An 18,537-nucleotide genomic window follows, 5' to 3' on the forward strand; every position below is an offset into this window, starting at 1 on the left:
CGGTTTTGGTCCACGGCATGGTGTCCTCCCTCGAATCTTTGCAAATCCGAAGGAATCACAAGCCGGCCAAAACCGCTCACCCTTTTTCGGTCAGGCTCTCAGGATGAGGCCACGTTGGCGCTCGTTGAAACTTTTGCCGCACACTCCGCCCTCATCCTGAGGGCCCGCCGAAGGCGGGCGTCTCGAAGGATGGCCGCAGGGGAGGAGTGTTGCGATCGCCCTGCCATCGCAAACAGAGCCTCGAAAAACGACGGCGAGGGGCTAGCGCTCGTGGTTCAATGGATCTCACCTCGCCAAATGCCGCGTGAAGATCCGCACCACGTGCCCCTTCACCCGTGGCGCTTCGTCGTAGAGGTCTGACGCGATCCGCTCGATGGTCTCGCGCAGCGACAGGAATTGCGCCTGGCGCGCGCTGCTTTCGGTGCCCTGCATGCCCGCGAGCTCGTCCATCGCGGCGTCGCTGATCTGGCACTGCACCACATCGCCATCGTTCAGCATGGTGAAGCGAAAGGCCAGCCGTTCGAGATCATGGCCAATGATCTTGTCGCGCATGAGTGGCATCAAGTCGTCCCGGTCGAACCCCCGCGCCGGACAATGCTGAAAATTTCTTTGCTTGTCACCATGTCTAGGGGTGGGTTAGCCCAAGGCGTAACCCACCTATTGTCGCGATAGTGGATTACGCCGAGCGGACTGCGCTTCGTACAGCGGCGGGCCTGACCCGCCTGCGTTCTCAGTAAACGAGGGCCGCGCCTGTGGGTTTCTCCAGCGCAGTCGCCAGGGACTTGTACTCCTCGCAATCACGCCCGCAGATCGCAGCGATGCGGTCCAGGTGAAACATTGCCTGCTCGCGGTTGCCCTGCTCGAGCTGCCAAAGCCCATAATACTGCCAGGTCAGCACGTGATTCGGATCGGCCTTCAGCGCGCGCTCGTACCAAATCTCCGACTGCTTGTAGTCGCCGAGCTTGCGATATGAGTAACCGATGAGATTGGCGACGGTCGGATGATCGTCGTGGCCGAGCGCCTTCAATTGCTCGATCGCGACCGCATAATCGTTGCGCTCGTAGATCGTGTCATAGGCCGCGCGGTAGCTGGCCGCGAATGCGGGATCCCCGATGCTGGACTGGTTGTTCGGCTTCTTGCCTTTCTGGGTTGCCCTTGGCTTGGAGCGTTTCGGGTAGGTGGGCTGCGCTTTCTGATCCGAATAGGCGCCCGCATAGGGGTCCATGGAGCTGATGCCACCACCTCCACCGCCTCCTCCGCCGCCCGCGGCCAATACCGGCGAAGCGAACAGCGCCGCTGCGACCGTTCCCAGCACGACGATTCTGATCATCGCTGTGATCATTCCTGTCTCCTGCTTCTGCGGCCCCGGATGACGTGATAACCCTGTCATGGCGGCGATATTCCGGGATGATTGCGCTCTCACTGAGACGCCAGCGTCGGGCGTGCGACAGTCTTGCTGCCAGATCCTGCCGGCAAGCGGGAGGGACGCGCTACTGAAACGCGACCTCGGCGAAACTCCTCAGCTTTCGCGAATGCAGCCGCTCCGATTCCTGCTGCTTGAGCCGCTCCAGGGCCTTCAGGCCGATCTCGAGATGCTGGCCGACGCGACGGCGATAGAACTCGCTGGCCATGCCCGCTAGCTTGATCTCGCCGTGCAGCGGCTTGTCGGAGACGCAGAGCAGTGTGCCGTAGGGGACGCGGAAGCGGTAGCCGTTGGCGGCGATCGCGGCCGATTCCATGTCGAGCGCGACCGCACGTGATTGCGACAGGCGGCGGATCACCGCCGGCCCGGAAATCTCCCAGTTGCGGTTGTCGACGCTCGCGACGGTGCCGGTGCGCATCAGCCGCTTGAGCTCGAAGCCTTCCAGCCCGGTGACGTCCTCGACCGCCTCCTCGAGCGCAACCTGCATCTCGGCCAGCGCCGGGATCGGCACCCACAGCGGTAGCTCACGATCGAGCACATGATCCTCGCGCACATAACCATGCGCGAGCACGTAGTCGCCAAGCCGCTGCGTGTTGCGCAGGCCTGCGCAATGGCCGAGCATTAGCCAGGCATGCGGGCGCAACACGGCGACATGATCGGTGACATTGCGCGCATTGGATGGTCCCGTGCCGATATTGATCAGGCTGATGCCGCGATAGCCGGGCGCGACCAGATGGAAGGCCGGCATCTGCGGCACGCGCAATGGCGGCGTGCCGCTGATCGAGCCAGCATTGCGCGTGATGACGTTGCCCGGCGCGACAAAGGCTTCGAGGCCGGCCTCGCCGGACTGAAGCCGCTGCTGGCAGAGCTGCGCGAAGGCATCGACATAGAATTGGTAATTGGTGAAGATGACGAAGTTCTGGAAGTATTCGGGATCCGTGCCGGTGTAGTGATAGAGCCGTCGCAGCGAGTAATCGACGCGCGCAGCGCGGAACAGGGATAGCGGCTCGGGCGCGCCGGGCTGGAGCTCGAAGGTACCGTCGGCGATCGAATCGTCCATCGTGGCAAGATCAGGCACGTCGAACGCATCGCGCAGCGATCGCGTGATGGCCGAGTTCTCGCCGGTGGTGATGGCGGCTTCGATGTTGATGTCGCGGCGATAGGCGAAGTGGATCGGGATCGGCTCGGCGGATTCCCCGATCTCGACGGGAACACCGTGGTTCTGGACCAGCAGTCCGATCTGCTCGGTGAGATAGGCACGGAACAGATCCGGCCGCGTCACGCTGGTCTCGTGCACGCCGGGGCCGGCGACGAAACCGTAGGACAGGCGCGAATCCAGCCGCGCATGCGTCGCGGTGGTGACGCGGACGAAGGGATAATAGGCCCGGACCCGCGTCGTGACCGCTTCGCCGCCAACATAGGCCTCGAACCGGTCGCGCAGGAATTTCGTGTTGCGCTCGTAGATCTCTTCGAGACGGGCGACGGCAAGGTCAGCGTCAGAGAAGGATTCGGTGGCGATGGGGGGTGGAGATTGCATGGTCGACCGCTGGGTTGCTGTTTGCAATCGCAGTATAACAAAGTGACAGCCAAGTCGTGGAGATGACGCGCTTTCGGGCGTCACTTCTCCCGGAACGCCCGCATCAGCTGGTCGTGCAGCGGCTTCATCAGATATGACAGCATGGTGCGGTCGCCGGTCTGGACGAAGGCTTCCACGGGCATGCCCGGGATCATCTTGACGTCGCCGAGACGGGCGATCTCTTGCGCCGGCATCGAGACGCGGATGGTGTAATAGCTCTGGCCGGTGCGCTGGTCGCTGGTGACGTCGGGTGATACGCGGCTAACGACGCCATTGAGCTCAGGCGTGGTGCGCTGGTTGAAGGCGGACAGGCGCAACAGCGTCTTCTGGCCGATCTGGAGCTTGTCGATGTCGACCGGGTTGACCTTGGCCTCGACCTGGAGGTCGTCGGCTTGCGGCACGATCAGCATCAGGGCATCGCCGGCGGTGACGACGCCGCCGACGGTGTGCACCGTCGATTGCAGCACCATGCCGTCCTGCGGCGCGCGGATGTCGATGCGGCGGAGCTGGTCTTCGGCGGCGACCTTGCGCTCGATCAGCTCGCCGATCTTGTCGTTGGTCTCGCGCAGGTCCTTGGAGACCTCGCTGACCACGTCCTTGTCGATCTGGATGATCTGGAGCTCGGTCTCCGTGATCTTGCCCTTGGCCTGGGCGCGCGAAGCGATGTACTGCGCGCGCTCGCCGTTGAGGCGCGCCGAGTCGCGTTCGAGCTGGGTCAGGCGCGAGATCTGCACCAGGCGCTTGTCATAGAGCTCGCGCACGCCGGTGAGTTCGTTCTGCACCAGCGCGATCTCCTGGTCCTTGGCCTTCTCCTGCGCACTGAGGCCGGAAATTTCCTCGTTGAGCTGCGTGATGCGTTCGCGCAGCTGGGCCTTCTGCCCGGTGCGGCCGTTGACACGGACGTCGAACAGCTTGGTTTCGGCGGAGAGCAGCACCCTGACGTCGGGATCGTTGGCGCGCTCGAGGAGGGCTTGCGGGAATTCGATCTTGTCGAGACCGCGCTGCTCGGCCTGCAGTCGCGCCGCGCGCGCTTGCGCCGCATCGAGATTTTTGGTGACGATGGCGAGGTTGGCCTTGGTGACGGTGTCGTCGAGCCGCACCACGATATCGCCGGCCTTGACCACGTCGCCATCGCGGGCGCGCACCTCGCCGACCACGCCGCCGGTCGGATGCTGCACCTTTTTGACATTGGACTCGACTACGATCTGCCCTGGCGCGATCAGCGCGCCCGAGATCAGCACTGTTGAAGCCCAACCGCCGAGGCCGACGACGAGGACCATCACGATGGCGAGGCCGAGCATCAGGTGGAACTTGATCGAATCGCGCACGGTCTTTTTCGCGGCAGGCTTCGTGCCGCCGATCGCCAACGTGCTCATGACTTTGGCACTCCACCTTCGCTGACGATCTTGATCGGCGCCGGCGGCGATACGCGCGGCTGCAGCACCTGGGCCAGGACCTGCTCCTTCGGGCCGAAGGCCTGCATGCGGCCGTCGCGCAGCACCAGGATCTGGTCGACCGCCTCGACGCCGATCGGGCGGTGCGCCACCACGACGACAATGGCGCCGCGCTCGCGCGCCGAGCGGATGGCGCGGGTCAGCGCCTCGTCGCCTTCGGTGTCCAAGTTTGAGTTGGGCTCGTCGAGCACGACCAGGAACGGATTGCCGTAGAGCGCGCGCGCCAGCGCCACACGCTGCGCCTGACCTGCGGACAGCGCGGCGCCCTGCTCGCCGACCTGCGTGTTGTAGCCCTCGCGCATCTTGATGATCATCTCGTGCACGCCGGCCTCCTTGGCCGCGGCGATGATCGCGTCGGAGGTGGCCTCGGGATCGAACCGGCTGATGTTCTGCGCGATGGTGCCGCCGAACAATTCGACGTCCTGCGGCAAATAGCCGATGTGGCGACCGAGCGTGTCGGAGGACCATTGGTCGAGCGCGGCGCCGTCGAGACGCACCTTGCCGCGCACCGGCTGCCAGACGCCGACCAGCGCGCGGATCAGCGACGACTTGCCGGAGCCGCTTGGCCCGATCACGCCGAGGCCGTTGCCGGCGGCGAGCGCGAAGGTGACGTCCTGCACGATGAGGCGCTGGTCGCCGGGAGCCACCATGGCGACGCCTTCGACCGAGAGCCGGCTGGTGGGCGCCTGCAATTGGGTCGGCATCGCCTGCGCCGGCATCTGTTCGAGGAGCCGCGTGAGACGCTGCCAGCTCTGGCGGGCCGCGACGAAGGATTTCCAGTGCGCAATCGCAAGATCGACCGGCGCCAGCGCGCGGGCGGAGAGGATCGAGCCGGCGATGATGATGCCGGCCGTCGCCTCCTGATGGATCACGAGATAGGCGCCGACCGCGAGCACGGCCGATTGCAGCATCATGCGCAGCACCTTTGCGACCGCGCCGAGGCCGCCGGCGACGTCGCTCGCCCGCTGATTGCCGGCGAGATATTTTTCGTTGGCCTCGCTCCAGCGCTGGTTCATCCGGCCGGCCATGCCCATCGACACCATGACTTCGGCATTGCGGCGGCTGGCCTGGGCGAGATCGTTGCGCTGGGCGGCAAGCCCCATCGCTTCGCGCGCCGGCTGGCGGGACATGAACTCGGTGACGAGCGTCAGTCCCACCAAGATGATGGCACCGGCAAGCGCGGTGACGCCGATCAGGACGTGGAAGGCGAAGCAGATGGCGAGATAGAGCGGCAGCCAGGGCAGGTCGAAAAATGCGCTTGGCCCCATGCCGCCGAGGAAGGAGCGGACGTTATCGAGGTCGCGCAGCGGCTGCAGGCCCTCGTTGCGGCTGCCGACGATGAGCGGCAGGCGCACGATGGTGTCGAACACGCGCTTGTTGAGGGCCTCGTCCAGCGCGGTTCCGATCCGCCCCAAGATCCGGTTGCGGATCATGTCGAGCACGCCCTGCGCCATGTAGAGGAAGCTGGCGAGGATGATGAGGCCGACCAGGGTCGGAATGCTGCGGCTCGGCAGCACCCGGTCGTAGACCTCCAGCATGAAGATCGATCCGGTCAGATAGAGCAGGTTGATCATGCAGCTCATCAAGCCGACGCCGACGAACGCCGAGCGACAAGCTCGCAAGGCGTCACCGAGCTCTGAACGGCGGACGCCAGGGATGGCTGCCATCAGTCTGATCTCTTTCGGGTGAGGGGCAAAGCCCCCTGATTTCAAAGGCGAATTGAGGGTACTTGACCCGGATTAACAACGCGTTTTCCGCGCGTCCAACGCAGTCGACCTAATCCGGGCCCGATGAGCCACATCTACCCCTGGCAGCCTTCCGCGCAAGTCCGGAATTTCACAGGCTTGCGGCTTTTTCTTGCAGGCTTTCAGGCTCTTCCCGGAAAAGGCTGAAAGTTCCAATCGGCGAACGCCGGGCTAAAACCGGCCCCCGCCGCGCACCAGTCGCACCACGAGAAGCAGAATGACCGCGCCGATGGCGGAATAGACGATCTCGGACACGAGCCCGGTGCCGAGACGAATACCGAGCTTTGGAAACAGGAAGCTTGCGATCAGGGCGCCGGCGATGCCGACCACGATGTCGCCGATAATGCCGAATCCGGTCCCGCGCACCACCTTGCCGGCAAGCCAGCCAGCAACCAGGCCGACGAACAGGATGACGAGCAGCCCTTCGTTGGAAATGTGCATCGGTTACGTCCCTCTCCGTGAATGGCCTATGGAACCGAAGCCGGATGAATGGCGTCTGAATGGGTGTTCGCCGCGCCCGACGGTAGACGCTGCGAGATGAATGCTACCGCCTACGACGCGACCACCGGCTCCGCCAGCACGCATCTGGCCGCCCGGCCCGGCGCGACCTCCACATTCGCAGGCAACTGCTCCAGGCAGCGCGGCTCGGCTAGCTTGCAGCGCGAGGCGAAGGAGCAATTGTGGGGTTTTTCCGCCAGCGACGGCGGCGTGCCGGGGATGGTTTCGAGCCGCTGCCCGCGCTTGGCGCCGTGGATGGTGGAGGCGAGCAGGCCCTTGGCGTAGGGATGCACCGGCGAGCGGACGATGTCACGCAGGCTCCCCTGCTCCACGATCTGGCCGGCATACATCACCGCGACGCGATCGCAGATCTCGATGGCCACGCCGATGTCGTGGGTGACGAAGATGACGGACATGCCGAACTCGCGCTGCAGCTCGCGCAGCAGCAAGAGTATCTGGATCTGCACGGTGGCATCGAGCGCAGTGGTCGGCTCGTCCGCGAGCAGAATCTTCGGCCGGCAGGCGAGCGCCAGCGCGATCATCGCGCGCTGGCGCATGCCGCCGGACATCTCATGCGGATAGGCATCCAGCCGCCGCTTGGCCGAGGGGATGCGCACGACCTCGAGCATTTCGAGCGCTCGCGCCCGCCCTTCCGCAAAGCTCTTGCCTTCATGGCGCACGACGCTTTCGGCGATCTGCGCGCCAATGGTGTAGACCGGATCGAGCGCGAGCGCGGGCTCCTGGAAGATCATCGAGACGGTCTGGCCGCGGAAGGACGAAAGCTCTTCGTCGTTCATGGCGAGCACGTCGCGGCCCATCACGTTGACCGTGCCCGCAATCTGCGTGCGCTTCTTCGGCAACAGCCGCATCAGCGCACGCAATGTCACGCTCTTGCCCGAGCCGGATTCGCCGAGCAGGCCCAGCACCTCACTGTTTCCGAGCGAGAGGCTGAGATCGTTCACGGCATAGACCGTGCGCTCCCCGGTGAAGCGGATGTTGAGGCGTGAGATCTCGACGAGTTTTGTCATGACGGAAGTTTCGGCAATCGATCGTGATAGTCGGTGACGCGCTGGAACGCGGCGCCGATGGTGAGCAAGGTGGCCTCATCGAACGAGCGGCCGATCAGCTGCATGCCGATCGGCAGGCCGCTTTTGCTGAAGCCGGACGGCACCGTGAGCGACGGCAGGCCGAGGAAGTTCACCGGGCGGGTGAACAACGTCAGCCGCTGCAACAGCGCCGGCGCGTTCGGGCCGCCGCCGACGTCGCTCTCCTCGATTGTCGGCGCCGGCACAGGGGATGCCGGCGCGATCACCGCGTCGACGGCCGCGGTGGCCGCGTTGTGGGCAGCAAGTGCTGGGCCGCGCCAGCGCATCGCCTCGAGATAAGTGATGGCGGGAACCGCGAGCCCGTTCTGAAGCCGCATCAGGACCTGCGCGCCGTAATCTTGCGGACGCTCGATCATCCAGCGCTTGTGGAACGCGGCGGCTTCGGCCGCAAGCACGAGCTGGCTCGCCGAGGACAGTTGCCGCTGGTCCGGCAGCTCGACCGTGACGATGTCGGCGCCCTCGCGTTTGAGCACGGCAATAGTCTCGTCCAGCACGCGCGCGACCTCGCTGTCGAGATCGTCGACATAGAAGGACGCGGGTACCCCTAATTTCAGACCCTTCAGAGAGCCCTTGGTCGCAGCCACGTAATCCGACAACGGCTCGTGGCTACAGGTCGAATCCAAGGGGTCCGCACCGGCGAGCAGGGCCAGCAGCAGCGCGCAATCCTCGGCGGTGCGGGCGAGCGGACCGACCGTGTCGAGCGATTGCGACAGCGGCATCGCACCGGCACGGCTGACGCGCCCGACGGTGGTCTTGAGGCCTGTGACGCCGCAGAAATGCGCGGGCATGCGGATCGAGCCGCCGGTGTCCGAGCCGAGCGCCGCATAAGTCAAACGCGCAGCAACCGCCGAACCGGAACCGGATGAGGACCCGCCGGTGATGTGGGCCACGTTCCAGGGATTGCGCACCGGGCCGTAATGGGCGTTGTGCCCGGTCGGGCCGTAGGCGAATTCGGCGAGGTGCAGCGTGCCCAGCCGGACCTGGCCCGCATCCTTCAGCCGCTGCAAGGCGGTGGAGGTCACGGTCGGAACGAAGTCGCGGCGGATCAGCGAGCCGCAGGTCGAAACCTTGCCGGCGTCGTAATACATGTCCTTGTGCGCGAGCGGCACGCCGTGCAGCGGACCACGAACGTTATTCTTGGCGAGCTCGGCGTCGGCGGCCTCGGCCGCCTTCAGCGCGGCTTCCGCCTCGATGGACATGAAGGCATTGAGATGCGGCTGCCACTGCGCGATGCGTTGCAGCAACGCGCGTGTGACCTCATGCGAGGAGACCTGCTTCATCGCGATCGCACGCGCGACCTCGGTGAGCGTCATCAAGGCAGGATCGGTGCTCATTTCGACACCTTCTGCGTCTGCGCGAGCACATGCCCGGCGGGCTCGAGATCGAACGGCAGTGTGCCGGCAATGGCCGCAAAGCCCTCGAAGGCAGGCCCGATGGAGTTGGAGATGCGGGTTGCGATCTCGTCATCCACGGGAACGCCGGCGATCCGTGCGATCGGCTTGATCTCTTTCGGTGTCGGTCTCGTCATGCGGTCTTCTCCCTCGGCGCGCTGCTATGGCCTGAATCTGGGATCGCCATGTAGCACGCAGCCTCGTGGCCCATATTATCGAGCGCAGTGAGCTTTGGCGTCGCATTTGCGCAGAGCGGCTCCGCAAACGGACATCGGGTGTGGAAGCGGCAGCCCGAGGGCGGGTCGATCGGATTGGGCGGATCGCCCGTGATTGGCGGCGTCTCGGTGCGGCTATCAGGGTCGGAAGACGGCATCGCCGCCAGCAGCGCGCGCGTATAGGGATGCGCCGGCTGGTCCCAGACCTGGTCGACCGGGCCGAGCTCGACGACTTCCCCGAGATACATCACCAGCACACGGTCGCTGATGTAGCGAACGACATTGAGGTCGTGGCTGATGAACAGATAGGTCAGGCCGAACTCGCGCTTGAGATCGGCCAGCAGATTGAGCACCTGCGCCTCGACGGACTTGTCGAGCGCGGAGACGGCTTCGTCCAGGATCACCAGTCGCGGCGACAGCGCCAGGGCGCGCGCGATGTTGACGCGCTGGCGTTGGCCGCCGGAGATTTCGTGCGGATAACGGCTGGCGAAGTTTTCGGGGCGCAGGCCAACCTTACCGAGCAACTCGCGCGCCAGCGTGCGCGCTGCGTTATCGGCCATGCCGTGGACCTTGGGGCCGAAGGCAATGGATTCCTCGATCGTCAGCCGCGGATTAAGTGAGGCGTAGGAATCCTGGAAAACCATCTGCATGCCGCGGCGAAGCTCGCGCAAGCTCAGCGACTGACCGACGATCATGCCATCATAGATGATGTCGCCGGTGTCGCGCGGCATCAGATGCATCAAGAGGCGCGCGGTGGTCGATTTGCCGCAGCCGGACTCCCCGACGATGCCGACGGTCTCGCCCTTAGCGACGGCGAAGGAGACGTTGTCGACGGCACGCACGGTGCGCTTGGTGGCGAACAGGCCGCCGCGCACGGGGAAGTGTTTTGTCAGGCCATTGACCTGAAGCAGCGGCTGCGCGACGCCGCCGCGGTCCTCGACCGGTTCAAGCATTTCGATTGGCTGATCCGTCGTCATTGCCGCGCGGCAAACTCGATAGAGCGGAGCCCCTCACCCGGATTGTGTCTGACGATACAACATAGCTGAACCTTCGCTTCGGGGTTCTTAAGAACGGCCCCAGAAGGCGGCCTATGTCTCTCCCTACGGGAGAGGTGTGGCACCATCAACGCCGCGAAAGTCTGCGTCTCTCTCATCATCGTTAGTTCCTGATGTCCATGGCGCTGCGCAGGCCGTCCGAGAGCAGATTGAAGCAAATCGAGACCGCGAAGATCATCGCGCCCGGGAGCGCTGCGACCCAGGGATTGACGTAGATCGCCGTGCGCAAGGTGTTCAACATCAGGCCCCATTCCGGCTCCGGCGGCTTGGTGCCGAGGCCGAGGAAGGACAGACCTGCCGCCAAGATCATCGAGACCGAGATCAGGCTGGTGGCATAGACGAAGATCGCGCCGAGCACATTGCCAAGGATGTGCACGCGCATGATGGTGAAGGCGCCGGCGCCGGACGCGCGTGCGGCCTCGACGAAATCCATGTTGCGCACGCCGGTGGTGACGCTTTCGGCGACGCGGGTGATCTGCGGCACGAACACGACGGTCAACGACACGATGGAATTGAGGATGCCCGCCCCCAGCGCGCCGGAGATGGCGATGGCGAGCAGCACGGAGGGGAAGGCATAGAACACGTCGACCGTGCGCATGATCGCGGTGTTGAGCCTGCCGCCGACATAGCCGGCGACGAGGCCGAGCGAGGTGCCGATGCAGAAGGCGAGGATCACGGGCAAAATGCCGATGACCAACGACAGCCGCCCGCCATAAATCAACCGCGCCAGCATGTCGCGCCCGAGCTCGTCGGTGCCGAGCGGATAGCCTGTCGTTCCGATGTGGCGGAGGCGGCGGATCATCGAGCCCTTGTAGGGATCTGCGAGACCCAGCCATGGCGCGAGGATCGCCGACAGGAAGATCAGCAGCAGCACCAGCGCGCAGGCCATGCTGACCTTGTCGCGCATGATGCGGCGTCCGACAGTCGCCCAATAGCCGCGCGCCTTGGTCACGGGTGCGGCCTGAAGTGCGGCGTCACTGGTGGCGGACAACGGAAGCTCGCTCATCCCGCTAGCCCCGCTTGATGCGTGGGTCGATCGCGGCTTGCGCGATGTCGACCAGCAGATTGAGGAACACGAAAAACAGCGCCAGGATCAGGATCGTGCCTTGCAGCAGCGGCAGATCGCGCTGGAAGATCGCGGAGTTGAGCAGGAAACCGGAGCCCGGCCAGGAGAACACGGTCTCGATCAGGATCGAGCCGCCCAGCATGTAGCCGAGCTGAAGCCCCATCACCGCGAGCGCGGTCGGCGCTGCATTCTTGATGACGTGGCGGAATACGCCGGTTTCACGCAGACCTTTGGCGCGCAATGCTTCGACAAAATCCTGGCTGAGAATGTCGCCGGTGAGCGCACGCACGGTGCGGGTGACGATGCCCATCGGGATCACCGAGGTCGTGATCGCAGGCAGCACGAGATATTTCAGGTGCGCCCAATCCCAGGCCCACGAGTTGGAGCCGTTGGGCCCGGCGCCGATCGCGGGCAGCCAGTTCAGCTGCACCGAGAAGATGATGACGAGCAGCATGCCGAGCCAGTAATGCGGCACCGAGACGCCGGCGATCGCAAAGGAGGTCGCGACCTTGTCGATCCAGGTCTCGCGAAAATAACCGGCGATCAAGCCGAGCAGGATGCCCATGGTGAAGCCGATGATGGCTGCGGCAATCGCCAGCGTGACGGTGTTGCCGACCGCGCGCATGACCTCGGCCAGCACGGGACGACCCGTAGCGATGGAATTGCCGAGATCGCCGTGGAGCGCACGCAGCAGCCAGAGCCCGAACTGCACCGGTAGCGGCCGGTCGAAGCCATAGGCGGCGCGCAGCTGCGCTGCGAGCTCCTGCGAGGCATCGGCTGGCAGTACGGCGACCAGGGGATCGCCAGGTGTGATGTGCACGAGCAGAAAGCACACCAGCGCCACGCTGATGACGATCGGGACGACATAGACGATGCGTCTGGCGATGTAGGCGAGCACGTTGAGTTCTTTCTTTCTTCTCCCCTTGTGGGAGAAGGTGGCGCGCGCAGCGCGCCGGATGAGGGGTTTTATCCGCGAGTACAATCATTCCGAATGCAAGAGAGGCTCCCGCGGAGAGAACCCCTCACCCGTCTCGCCGCTGCGCGGCGAGACACCCTCTCCCGCAAAGGGAGAGGGTGCACTGAGCAGGTCGCCAGAACTACTGCGCGATCGACACCGGCGAGAAGTCGATGAACCAGCTCTTCGGCTGCACGACGCCTGTCACCTTCGGGCTCATGGCGCGCGGGCCGACGTCGTGGGCGACGTAGAGGAAGGCGGCGTCGTCGACGGAGGCTGCGTGCAGTTCGGCGAGCGCGGCGTCACGCGCGGCAGGATCGAAGGTCTGGCGTGCCTTCTTCACCAGCTCGTCGAATTTCGGGTTGTTGATGAAGCCCCAATTGTTCGACACCGGCGGCGCCATGCCCGATTGCAGGAAGCGCACCAGCGCGAAGAACGGGTCCATCGCCGCATAGGTGACGTTGGTCGCGTTCGCACCGTTGGCGCTAGCGTCCTTGGCGCCGCGGCGCCAGTTGGTGAATAGCGTGTTCCATTCGATGACGTCGAGCTGCACGTCGAAATAGCATTCGGCCAGCGCCTGCTGGAGATATTCGTTCATCGGCAGCGGCTGCATCTGGCCCGAGCCGGAGGCTGATGTCTGGGTCTTCACCGTCAGCTTCTTGTTCGGGCCGAAGCCGGCCTCCTGCATCAGCTTTTGCGCAGCCGCCTTGTCATACTTGATCTCGAAGCTCGGTTTGCCGCGCCAGGGATGGCCGGGCTCGAAGGTGCCAGTCGCCGGCACCATCAGGCCGGCGAGTAGGCCGTCCCTGAGGCCATCGCGATCGACGCAGAGGTTCGCGGCCTTGCGCACGCGGATGTCGTTCCAAGGCGAGCCCTCGACACGCGAGAACTGCCAGGGCCAGACATGCGGCTGCTCGTTGGCGTAGAGCTTGAAGCCGCGCTGCTTGAGCTCGGGCAGCGCATCCGGCGCCGGAGCCTCGACCCAATCGACCTGGCCGGAGAGCAGCGCGGCGGTGCGCGCATTGGCTTCGGGCATCGGCCACAGCACCATCTTGTCGATCTTCGGCACGCGCGCCTTGTCCCAATAGTTCGCGTTCTTGACCAGCTCGAGCCGCTCGCGCGGCGTGAAGCTCGCCATCTTCCACGGGCCGGTGCCCGAGGCGTCCCTGGCAAACGCCGTCCAGGCGGCTTGCGACTTCGCCTTGGCGTCAGGGCCTTCCGCCTTGTCGTAGAAGGCCTGCCACTTCGTCGGACTCGCCATGAACAGGTTGGTGAGGTTGATCGGCAGGAAGCTGTCGGGTTCCTTGGTGGTGAGTTCGACCGTCATGTCGTCGATCTTCTTCGCCGACGCCAGCGTCGGCATGCGCGAAGCCGTAACGCCGACCTGGCTGGCGTCGAATTGCGGCGCGTCCTGCTTCAAGACCTTCTCGACGTTCCACACCACGGCGTCCGCATTGAACGGCGAGCCGTCATGGAAGGTGACGCCGGGGCGCAGCTTGAACACCCACTTGGTCTTGTCGGCATCGTCGACTTTCCACTCGATGGCAAGGCCGGGGATTACCACGCTCGCCTTGTCGGCCGAGGACAGGTCCCAGCCGGTGAGCCCGTCATACATGGTAAGGCCGGTGAAGCGATTGCCTTCAAAACCCTGGTCAGGCTGGCCCAGGGTGCGCGGAATATCGACGGCGGTCATGCCAATGCGCAGCACAGTTTCGGCACTGGCCATGCGCGGCCATGCGGCGGCGGTCGTTAGAGCGAGCACCGCGATCAATGCCGCGCGTGTGGTCTTCTTGATAAGCATCGCCTCAATCCTTTTCCGGCTTGGATGACTATTTTTGATGCAATCGTATGCAATGGCTATGCCAAAGAGAAACTTATTCTGCCATTTGTCACTGCGACGACAAGTCCTTGTGGGTCGCGCGAGGGTAAACGCGTGGCATTGCCTATTCTGGCATCAAGATTGCAAGTTCGGCCCCGACGTCTCCTGGGAGCTTGGGGCCAATGCGTATTCGATTGTCGACCTGTCTCGCCGTGCTTGCGCTAGCGTTGTCCGCGATGGCGGCGCGCGCCGAAACGGTGGTGCGCTACGGCATCTCGATGGCGGACATTCCGCTGACGACGGGTCAGCCCGATCGCGGCGCCGGTGCTTATCAGTTCACCGCCTACACGATCTACGATCCCTTGGTGGCCTGGGAGATGGACGTCGCCGACCGCCCCGGCAGGCTGGTGCCGGGGCTCGCCACCGAATGGAAGGTCGATGATACCGACAAGACCAAATGGCGCTTTACTTTGCGCAAAGGCGTGACGTTTCACGACGGCAGCGAGTTCAATGCCGATGCAGTAATCTGGAATCTGGACAAAGTGCTCAACGACAAGGCGCCGCAATTCGACAAGCGGCAGAGCGCGCAGGTGAAGACCCGCCTTCCCTCGGTCGCGAGCTACGCCAAAATCGACGACTTCGCGGTGGAGATCACCACCAAGACGATCGACTCCTTCTTTCCCTACCAGATGCTGTGGTTCCTGGTATCGAGCCCGGCGCAATACGAAAAGCTCGGAAAGGATTGGGACAGGTTCGCAAGCCAACCCTCCGGGACCGGTCCATTCAAACTGACAAAGCTGGTGCCGCGCGAGCTCGCCGAGCTCACCAAGAACCCGGACTACTGGAACAAGAAGCGCATTCCGAAGGCCGATAAGATCGTGCTGGTGCCGATGCCGGAGGCGCTGACGCGCACAAACGCTCTGCTTGCGGGCCAAGTAGATTTGATCGAGACGCCGGCGCCAGACGCCGTGCCGCAGCTGAAAGCGGCCGGCATGAAGCTCGTCGACAACGTCACGCCGCATGTCTGGAACTATCATCTGAGCGTGCTGCCGGGCTCGCCCTGGACCGACATCCGCCTGCGCAAAGCACTGAACCTCGCGATCGATCGCGAGGGGGTGGTCGCCCTGATGAACGGCTTGGCAAAACCTGCCAAGGGTCAGGTTGATCCCTCCAGCCCGTGGTTCGGTAAGCCGAGCTTCGAGCTGAGATATGATCTCGCCGCGGCCAAGAAGCTGGTCGAAGAGGCCGGCTACTCCAAGGCGAAGCCACTGAAGACCACCTTCATCATTGCGCAGGGCGGCACCGGCCAGATGCTGTCCCTGCCGATGAATGAATTCCTGCAGCAGAGCTTCAAGGAGATCGGCATCGAGATCGACTTCAAGGTGGTCGAGCTCGAGACGTTATATACACACTGGCGCAAAGGCGCGGCCGACGAGATGAACGCCGGCATCACCGCCAACAACATCGCCTATGTCACCTCCGACCCGCTCTACGCCATCGTCCGCTTCTTCCATTCCGGGCAGATCGCGCCGGTCGGCGTCAACTGGGGTGGCTACAAGAACCCTGAGGTCGATGCACTGATCGACAAGGCCAAGCAGACGTTCGATTCCGCCAAACAGGACGCTCTGCTGGCGCAGGCGCATGCGCTGATCGTGAACGATGCCACGCTGGTCTGGGTGGTCCACGACACCAATCCGCACGCGCTCTCGCCGAAGATCAAGCAGTTCGTGCAGGCGCAGCACTGGTTCCAGGATTTGACGACGATCGGGGTGGAGTGAGGCGCGACAAGCCCCGCGGTCGTAGGGTGGGCAAAGCGAGCGTGCCCGCCTCTTCAAGCGGACCCAAGGAGAGGTGGTGGGCACGGCGCTTCGCGCCTTCGCCCACCCTACGGGAGCGGTGACGCGAGCTACTACTTCGTCAGCAGCGCATAAGCCCCGGTCCACCCTTCCGGTGGCGGCGTCAGCTGGAAATCTCTGATCCGCGCTTCATAGAGCCTGAACAGCTTCTCCAGCGTGTCGGCGTCTTCGCTCTTGCGCCCGCGCTCGATCGCGTCCAGTGCGCCCTGCCAGTCGCGATTGCGATAGCAGCCGAGCATTTCGATGGTGATGTTGCGCAGGCGCTGGAAAGCGCCCGAATGCATCACGTCCTCACGGCCGGCGATGGCATAGATCACCTCCGGCTCGGTCTTGCCCTTGACCATGATGAAGTCGAGCTCGAGGATCGCGAACTTGTCCTTGGCCGCGAGCGCCGTCCTTGAGCCGACGATGATCGGGAAGCCGTATGCCTTGGTCTGCCCCTCAAGGCGCGAGGCGAGGTTCACGCTGTCGCCGAGCACGGAGTAGTTCTTCTTCAGATCGGAGCCCATGTTGCCGACCACGCCGATGCCGGTGTTGAGGCCGATTCCGACATTGAGCGGAATGTAGACGTGGCCGCCGTCGGCGGCTTCCTGCTCGCGCTCCTTATTGACCGCGTCGATCTGCTCCAGCATCTGGATCGCGGCCTCGCAGGCGTTGACCTCGTGCTCGGCATCGTCGAGCGGCGCGTTCCAGAACGCCATGATGGCGTCGCCCATGTATTTGTCGATGTAGCCCTTGCGCTCGATGATGACGTCGGTCAGCGGCGTCAGAAAACGGTTCATCAGCGCGATCAGCCCCTGCGGGTCGTGCTTGTAGCTCTCCGAGATCGAGGTGAAGCCGCGCACGTCCGAGAACATGATCGTCATCTCGCGCTCCTCGCCGCCGAGCACGAGCTTCTCCGGCGACTGTACGAGTTGCTCGACCAGAACCGGCGACATGTATTGCGCGAATTGTCCGCGGATCTGCACGCGCTGCCGCTGCTCGCGCACGAAACTGGCAAAGATCAGCGTCAGATAGATCGCCGTGGTCGACAGCAGGGGATAGGTAAAATCGATGAGGTAGCGGTACTGCGCGTAGAAGAACCAGGACACGCCGACCAGAATGGCGGCGAAGGTCGCGCCCACGAGCACCAGGCGCACCGGTCCGAGATTCGGCGCGAAGATGATGACCAGGAGGCCGATGATTAGCGCCGCTATCAGCTCAACCCCGAGCGCATAGTTCGGCTGGGAGACCACGGCGCCGCTCAGCACGCTCTCGAGCACCTGGGCATGGATCTCGACCCCCGGCATGGTCGAGGACACCGGCGTGGTCTTGATGTCGTTGAGCCCGACCGCGGAAGTGCCGACCAGCACCAGCTTGCCGGTGAGCTTGGCGGGCGGCGCGGTGTTGTCGAGCACGTCGGCCGCCGAGACGTAGATCGAGGGATCCTGCCGCGCATAATGTACCCAGAGCTGACCGTTCCTGTCGGTCGGGATCTCGAGGCCCTTGAGGCGCACGGCCCTGATGCCGGTCTTGTCGGTCCGGATCAGGAGCGTCGGCGTGCCGGTGGCGACGCGCAAAATCTCAAGGCTGAGCGAAGGCATGATGTTGCCCTGGGCGCGCATCACCATCGGCACGCGGCGGATCAGGCCGTCGCGCTCGGTCTTGATCGTGAACAGGCCGCGGCCGGCGGCGATCTTTTCGATGACGGGCACGTTGCGCAAGAGGCCGGGGAATTCGAACAGGAAGCGCTCGGCGCCCTCTTCGCCGACCGTGGCGACGCCGGTGAAGGGCAGGGACTTGTCAAGTTCGGAGGAGATCGCCGGCTGCCCGGTCTCGCCCAGCACCACGCGGGAGCCCTTGATCGCCTCAGCGAGGATCTGGTCGTTGGTCGGCAGCTCGCGCAGCTTGGCACGGGTGGCGTCGTCGAGATAGCGCATCTGGTTCGCGACCAGATCCGGATTGAGCCGATCGGCCTCCGAGAACACCACGTCGAAGCCGATCGCCACCGCGCCATTACTGGTGAGGTTCTGGATCAAATCGGCAATTCGCGTGCGCGGCCACGGCCATTGCCCGAGCTTGGCGAGGCTCTTGTCGTCGATGTCGACGATGGTAACAGGCCGCGCCGTCTTGTGACGCGGATCGATCAGCTGGAACATATCGAAGGTGCGCAGCCGCAATTCTTCCATCGGCGGCGGATCCCAGAGACGAGCGCCGGCAAACAGGACCAGCAGCGCGAGGCACATCAGCCGCGCAAAGCCGAACTTGCGCGCAAACCACCGCCGCAGGATTTTTAGACGTTTCATGCCGGTCGGGCTTCCTGTCCCGCCTCCTGCCGTGCGCACTGATCATGAAGCGTCCGCGCGCGATTTACTATGCCCTGGCGGCCGAGGATTATG

General features: G+C 64.2%; 15 protein-coding genes. 1 reads left to right on the top strand and 14 read right to left on the bottom strand.

The window, feature by feature from the left end:
* Nucleotides 1-285 precede the first annotated feature (285 nt).
* From IVB01_RS10130 to IVB01_RS10190, 13 genes are all read right to left on the bottom strand, one after another.
* Nucleotides 286-561: a DUF1488 family protein gene (locus IVB01_RS10130; protein WP_247281690.1), complete on the bottom strand. Its 276-nt coding sequence runs from the start codon at nt 559-561 to the stop codon at nt 286-288.
* 169 nt (nt 562-730) lie between these two features.
* Nucleotides 731-1,342, bottom strand: coding sequence for a tetratricopeptide repeat protein (locus IVB01_RS10135; RefSeq protein ID WP_247281691.1), 612 nt, complete (start codon nt 1,340-1,342; stop codon nt 731-733).
* Nucleotides 1,343-1,490: 148 nt separating this feature from the next.
* Complete coding sequence (locus tag IVB01_RS10140; RefSeq protein ID WP_247281692.1) at nt 1,491-2,960, bottom strand: AMP nucleosidase; 1,470 nt, start codon at nt 2,958-2,960, stop codon at nt 1,491-1,493.
* A gap of 80 nt (nt 2,961-3,040) precedes the next feature.
* Nucleotides 3,041-4,375, bottom strand: coding sequence for an HlyD family type I secretion periplasmic adaptor subunit (locus IVB01_RS10145; protein ID WP_247281693.1), 1,335 nt, complete (start codon nt 4,373-4,375; stop codon nt 3,041-3,043).
* Nucleotides 4,372-6,120 carry a type I secretion system permease/ATPase gene (locus IVB01_RS10150; protein WP_247281694.1) on the bottom strand — a complete coding sequence of 583 codons (1,749 nt, stop codon included), beginning with the start codon at nt 6,118-6,120 and terminating at the stop codon, nt 4,372-4,374. Before IVB01_RS10150 ends, IVB01_RS10145 begins: the two co-directional genes overlap by 4 nt.
* Nucleotides 6,121-6,369: 249 nt before the next feature.
* Nucleotides 6,370-6,639 (bottom strand): GlsB/YeaQ/YmgE family stress response membrane protein, encoded by a 270-nt coding sequence (locus IVB01_RS10155; RefSeq protein ID WP_247281695.1) that lies wholly within the window; start codon nt 6,637-6,639, stop codon nt 6,370-6,372.
* A 110-nt stretch (nt 6,640-6,749) separates the two neighbouring features.
* A complete protein-coding gene (locus IVB01_RS10160) occupies nt 6,750-7,724 on the bottom strand; it encodes an ABC transporter ATP-binding protein (RefSeq protein ID WP_247281696.1) in 975 nt (324 codons plus the stop codon).
* On the bottom strand, nt 7,721-9,136 hold the full coding sequence (locus IVB01_RS10165) for an amidase (RefSeq protein ID WP_247281697.1): 1,416 nt from the start codon (nt 9,134-9,136) through the stop codon (nt 7,721-7,723). The genes IVB01_RS10160 and IVB01_RS10165 overlap by 4 nt, the downstream gene beginning before the upstream one ends.
* Nucleotides 9,133-9,330, bottom strand: coding sequence for a hypothetical protein (locus IVB01_RS10170; RefSeq protein WP_247281698.1), 198 nt, complete (start codon nt 9,328-9,330; stop codon nt 9,133-9,135). The genes IVB01_RS10165 and IVB01_RS10170 overlap by 4 nt, the downstream gene beginning before the upstream one ends.
* Entirely contained in the window at nt 9,327-10,361 is a 1,035-nt protein-coding gene (locus tag IVB01_RS10175; RefSeq protein WP_247281699.1) for an oligopeptide/dipeptide ABC transporter ATP-binding protein, read from the bottom strand. Before IVB01_RS10175 ends, IVB01_RS10170 begins: the two co-directional genes overlap by 4 nt.
* 205 nt (nt 10,362-10,566) lie before the next feature.
* Nucleotides 10,567-11,469 (bottom strand): ABC transporter permease, encoded by a 903-nt coding sequence (locus IVB01_RS10180; protein WP_247281700.1) that lies wholly within the window; start codon nt 11,467-11,469, stop codon nt 10,567-10,569.
* 4 nt (nt 11,470-11,473) lie between these two features.
* Nucleotides 11,474-12,427, bottom strand: coding sequence for an ABC transporter permease (locus tag IVB01_RS10185; RefSeq protein ID WP_247281701.1), 954 nt, complete (start codon nt 12,425-12,427; stop codon nt 11,474-11,476).
* A 199-nt stretch (nt 12,428-12,626) separates the two neighbouring features.
* Nucleotides 12,627-14,285 (bottom strand): ABC transporter substrate-binding protein, encoded by a 1,659-nt coding sequence (locus IVB01_RS10190; protein WP_247494479.1) that lies wholly within the window; start codon nt 14,283-14,285, stop codon nt 12,627-12,629.
* Between the two features lie 200 nt (nt 14,286-14,485).
* Here IVB01_RS10190 and IVB01_RS10195 point away from each other — a divergent pair, with 200 nt between their 5' ends.
* Nucleotides 14,486-16,081: an ABC transporter substrate-binding protein gene (locus IVB01_RS10195; RefSeq protein ID WP_247281703.1), complete on the top strand. Its 1,596-nt coding sequence runs from the start codon at nt 14,486-14,488 to the stop codon at nt 16,079-16,081.
* A 131-nt stretch (nt 16,082-16,212) separates the two neighbouring features.
* On the opposite strand, the gene IVB01_RS10200 is transcribed toward IVB01_RS10195, so the two are convergent.
* Nucleotides 16,213-18,444, bottom strand: a complete 2,232-nt coding sequence (locus IVB01_RS10200) for an adenylate/guanylate cyclase domain-containing protein (protein ID WP_247281704.1) — start codon at nt 18,442-18,444, stop codon at nt 16,213-16,215.
* Nucleotides 18,445-18,537: the final 93 nt, after the last annotated feature.

The organism is Bradyrhizobium sp. 164 (assembly GCF_023073715.1).
In the GTDB taxonomy this organism is placed as follows: domain Bacteria; phylum Pseudomonadota; class Alphaproteobacteria; order Rhizobiales; family Xanthobacteraceae; genus Bradyrhizobium.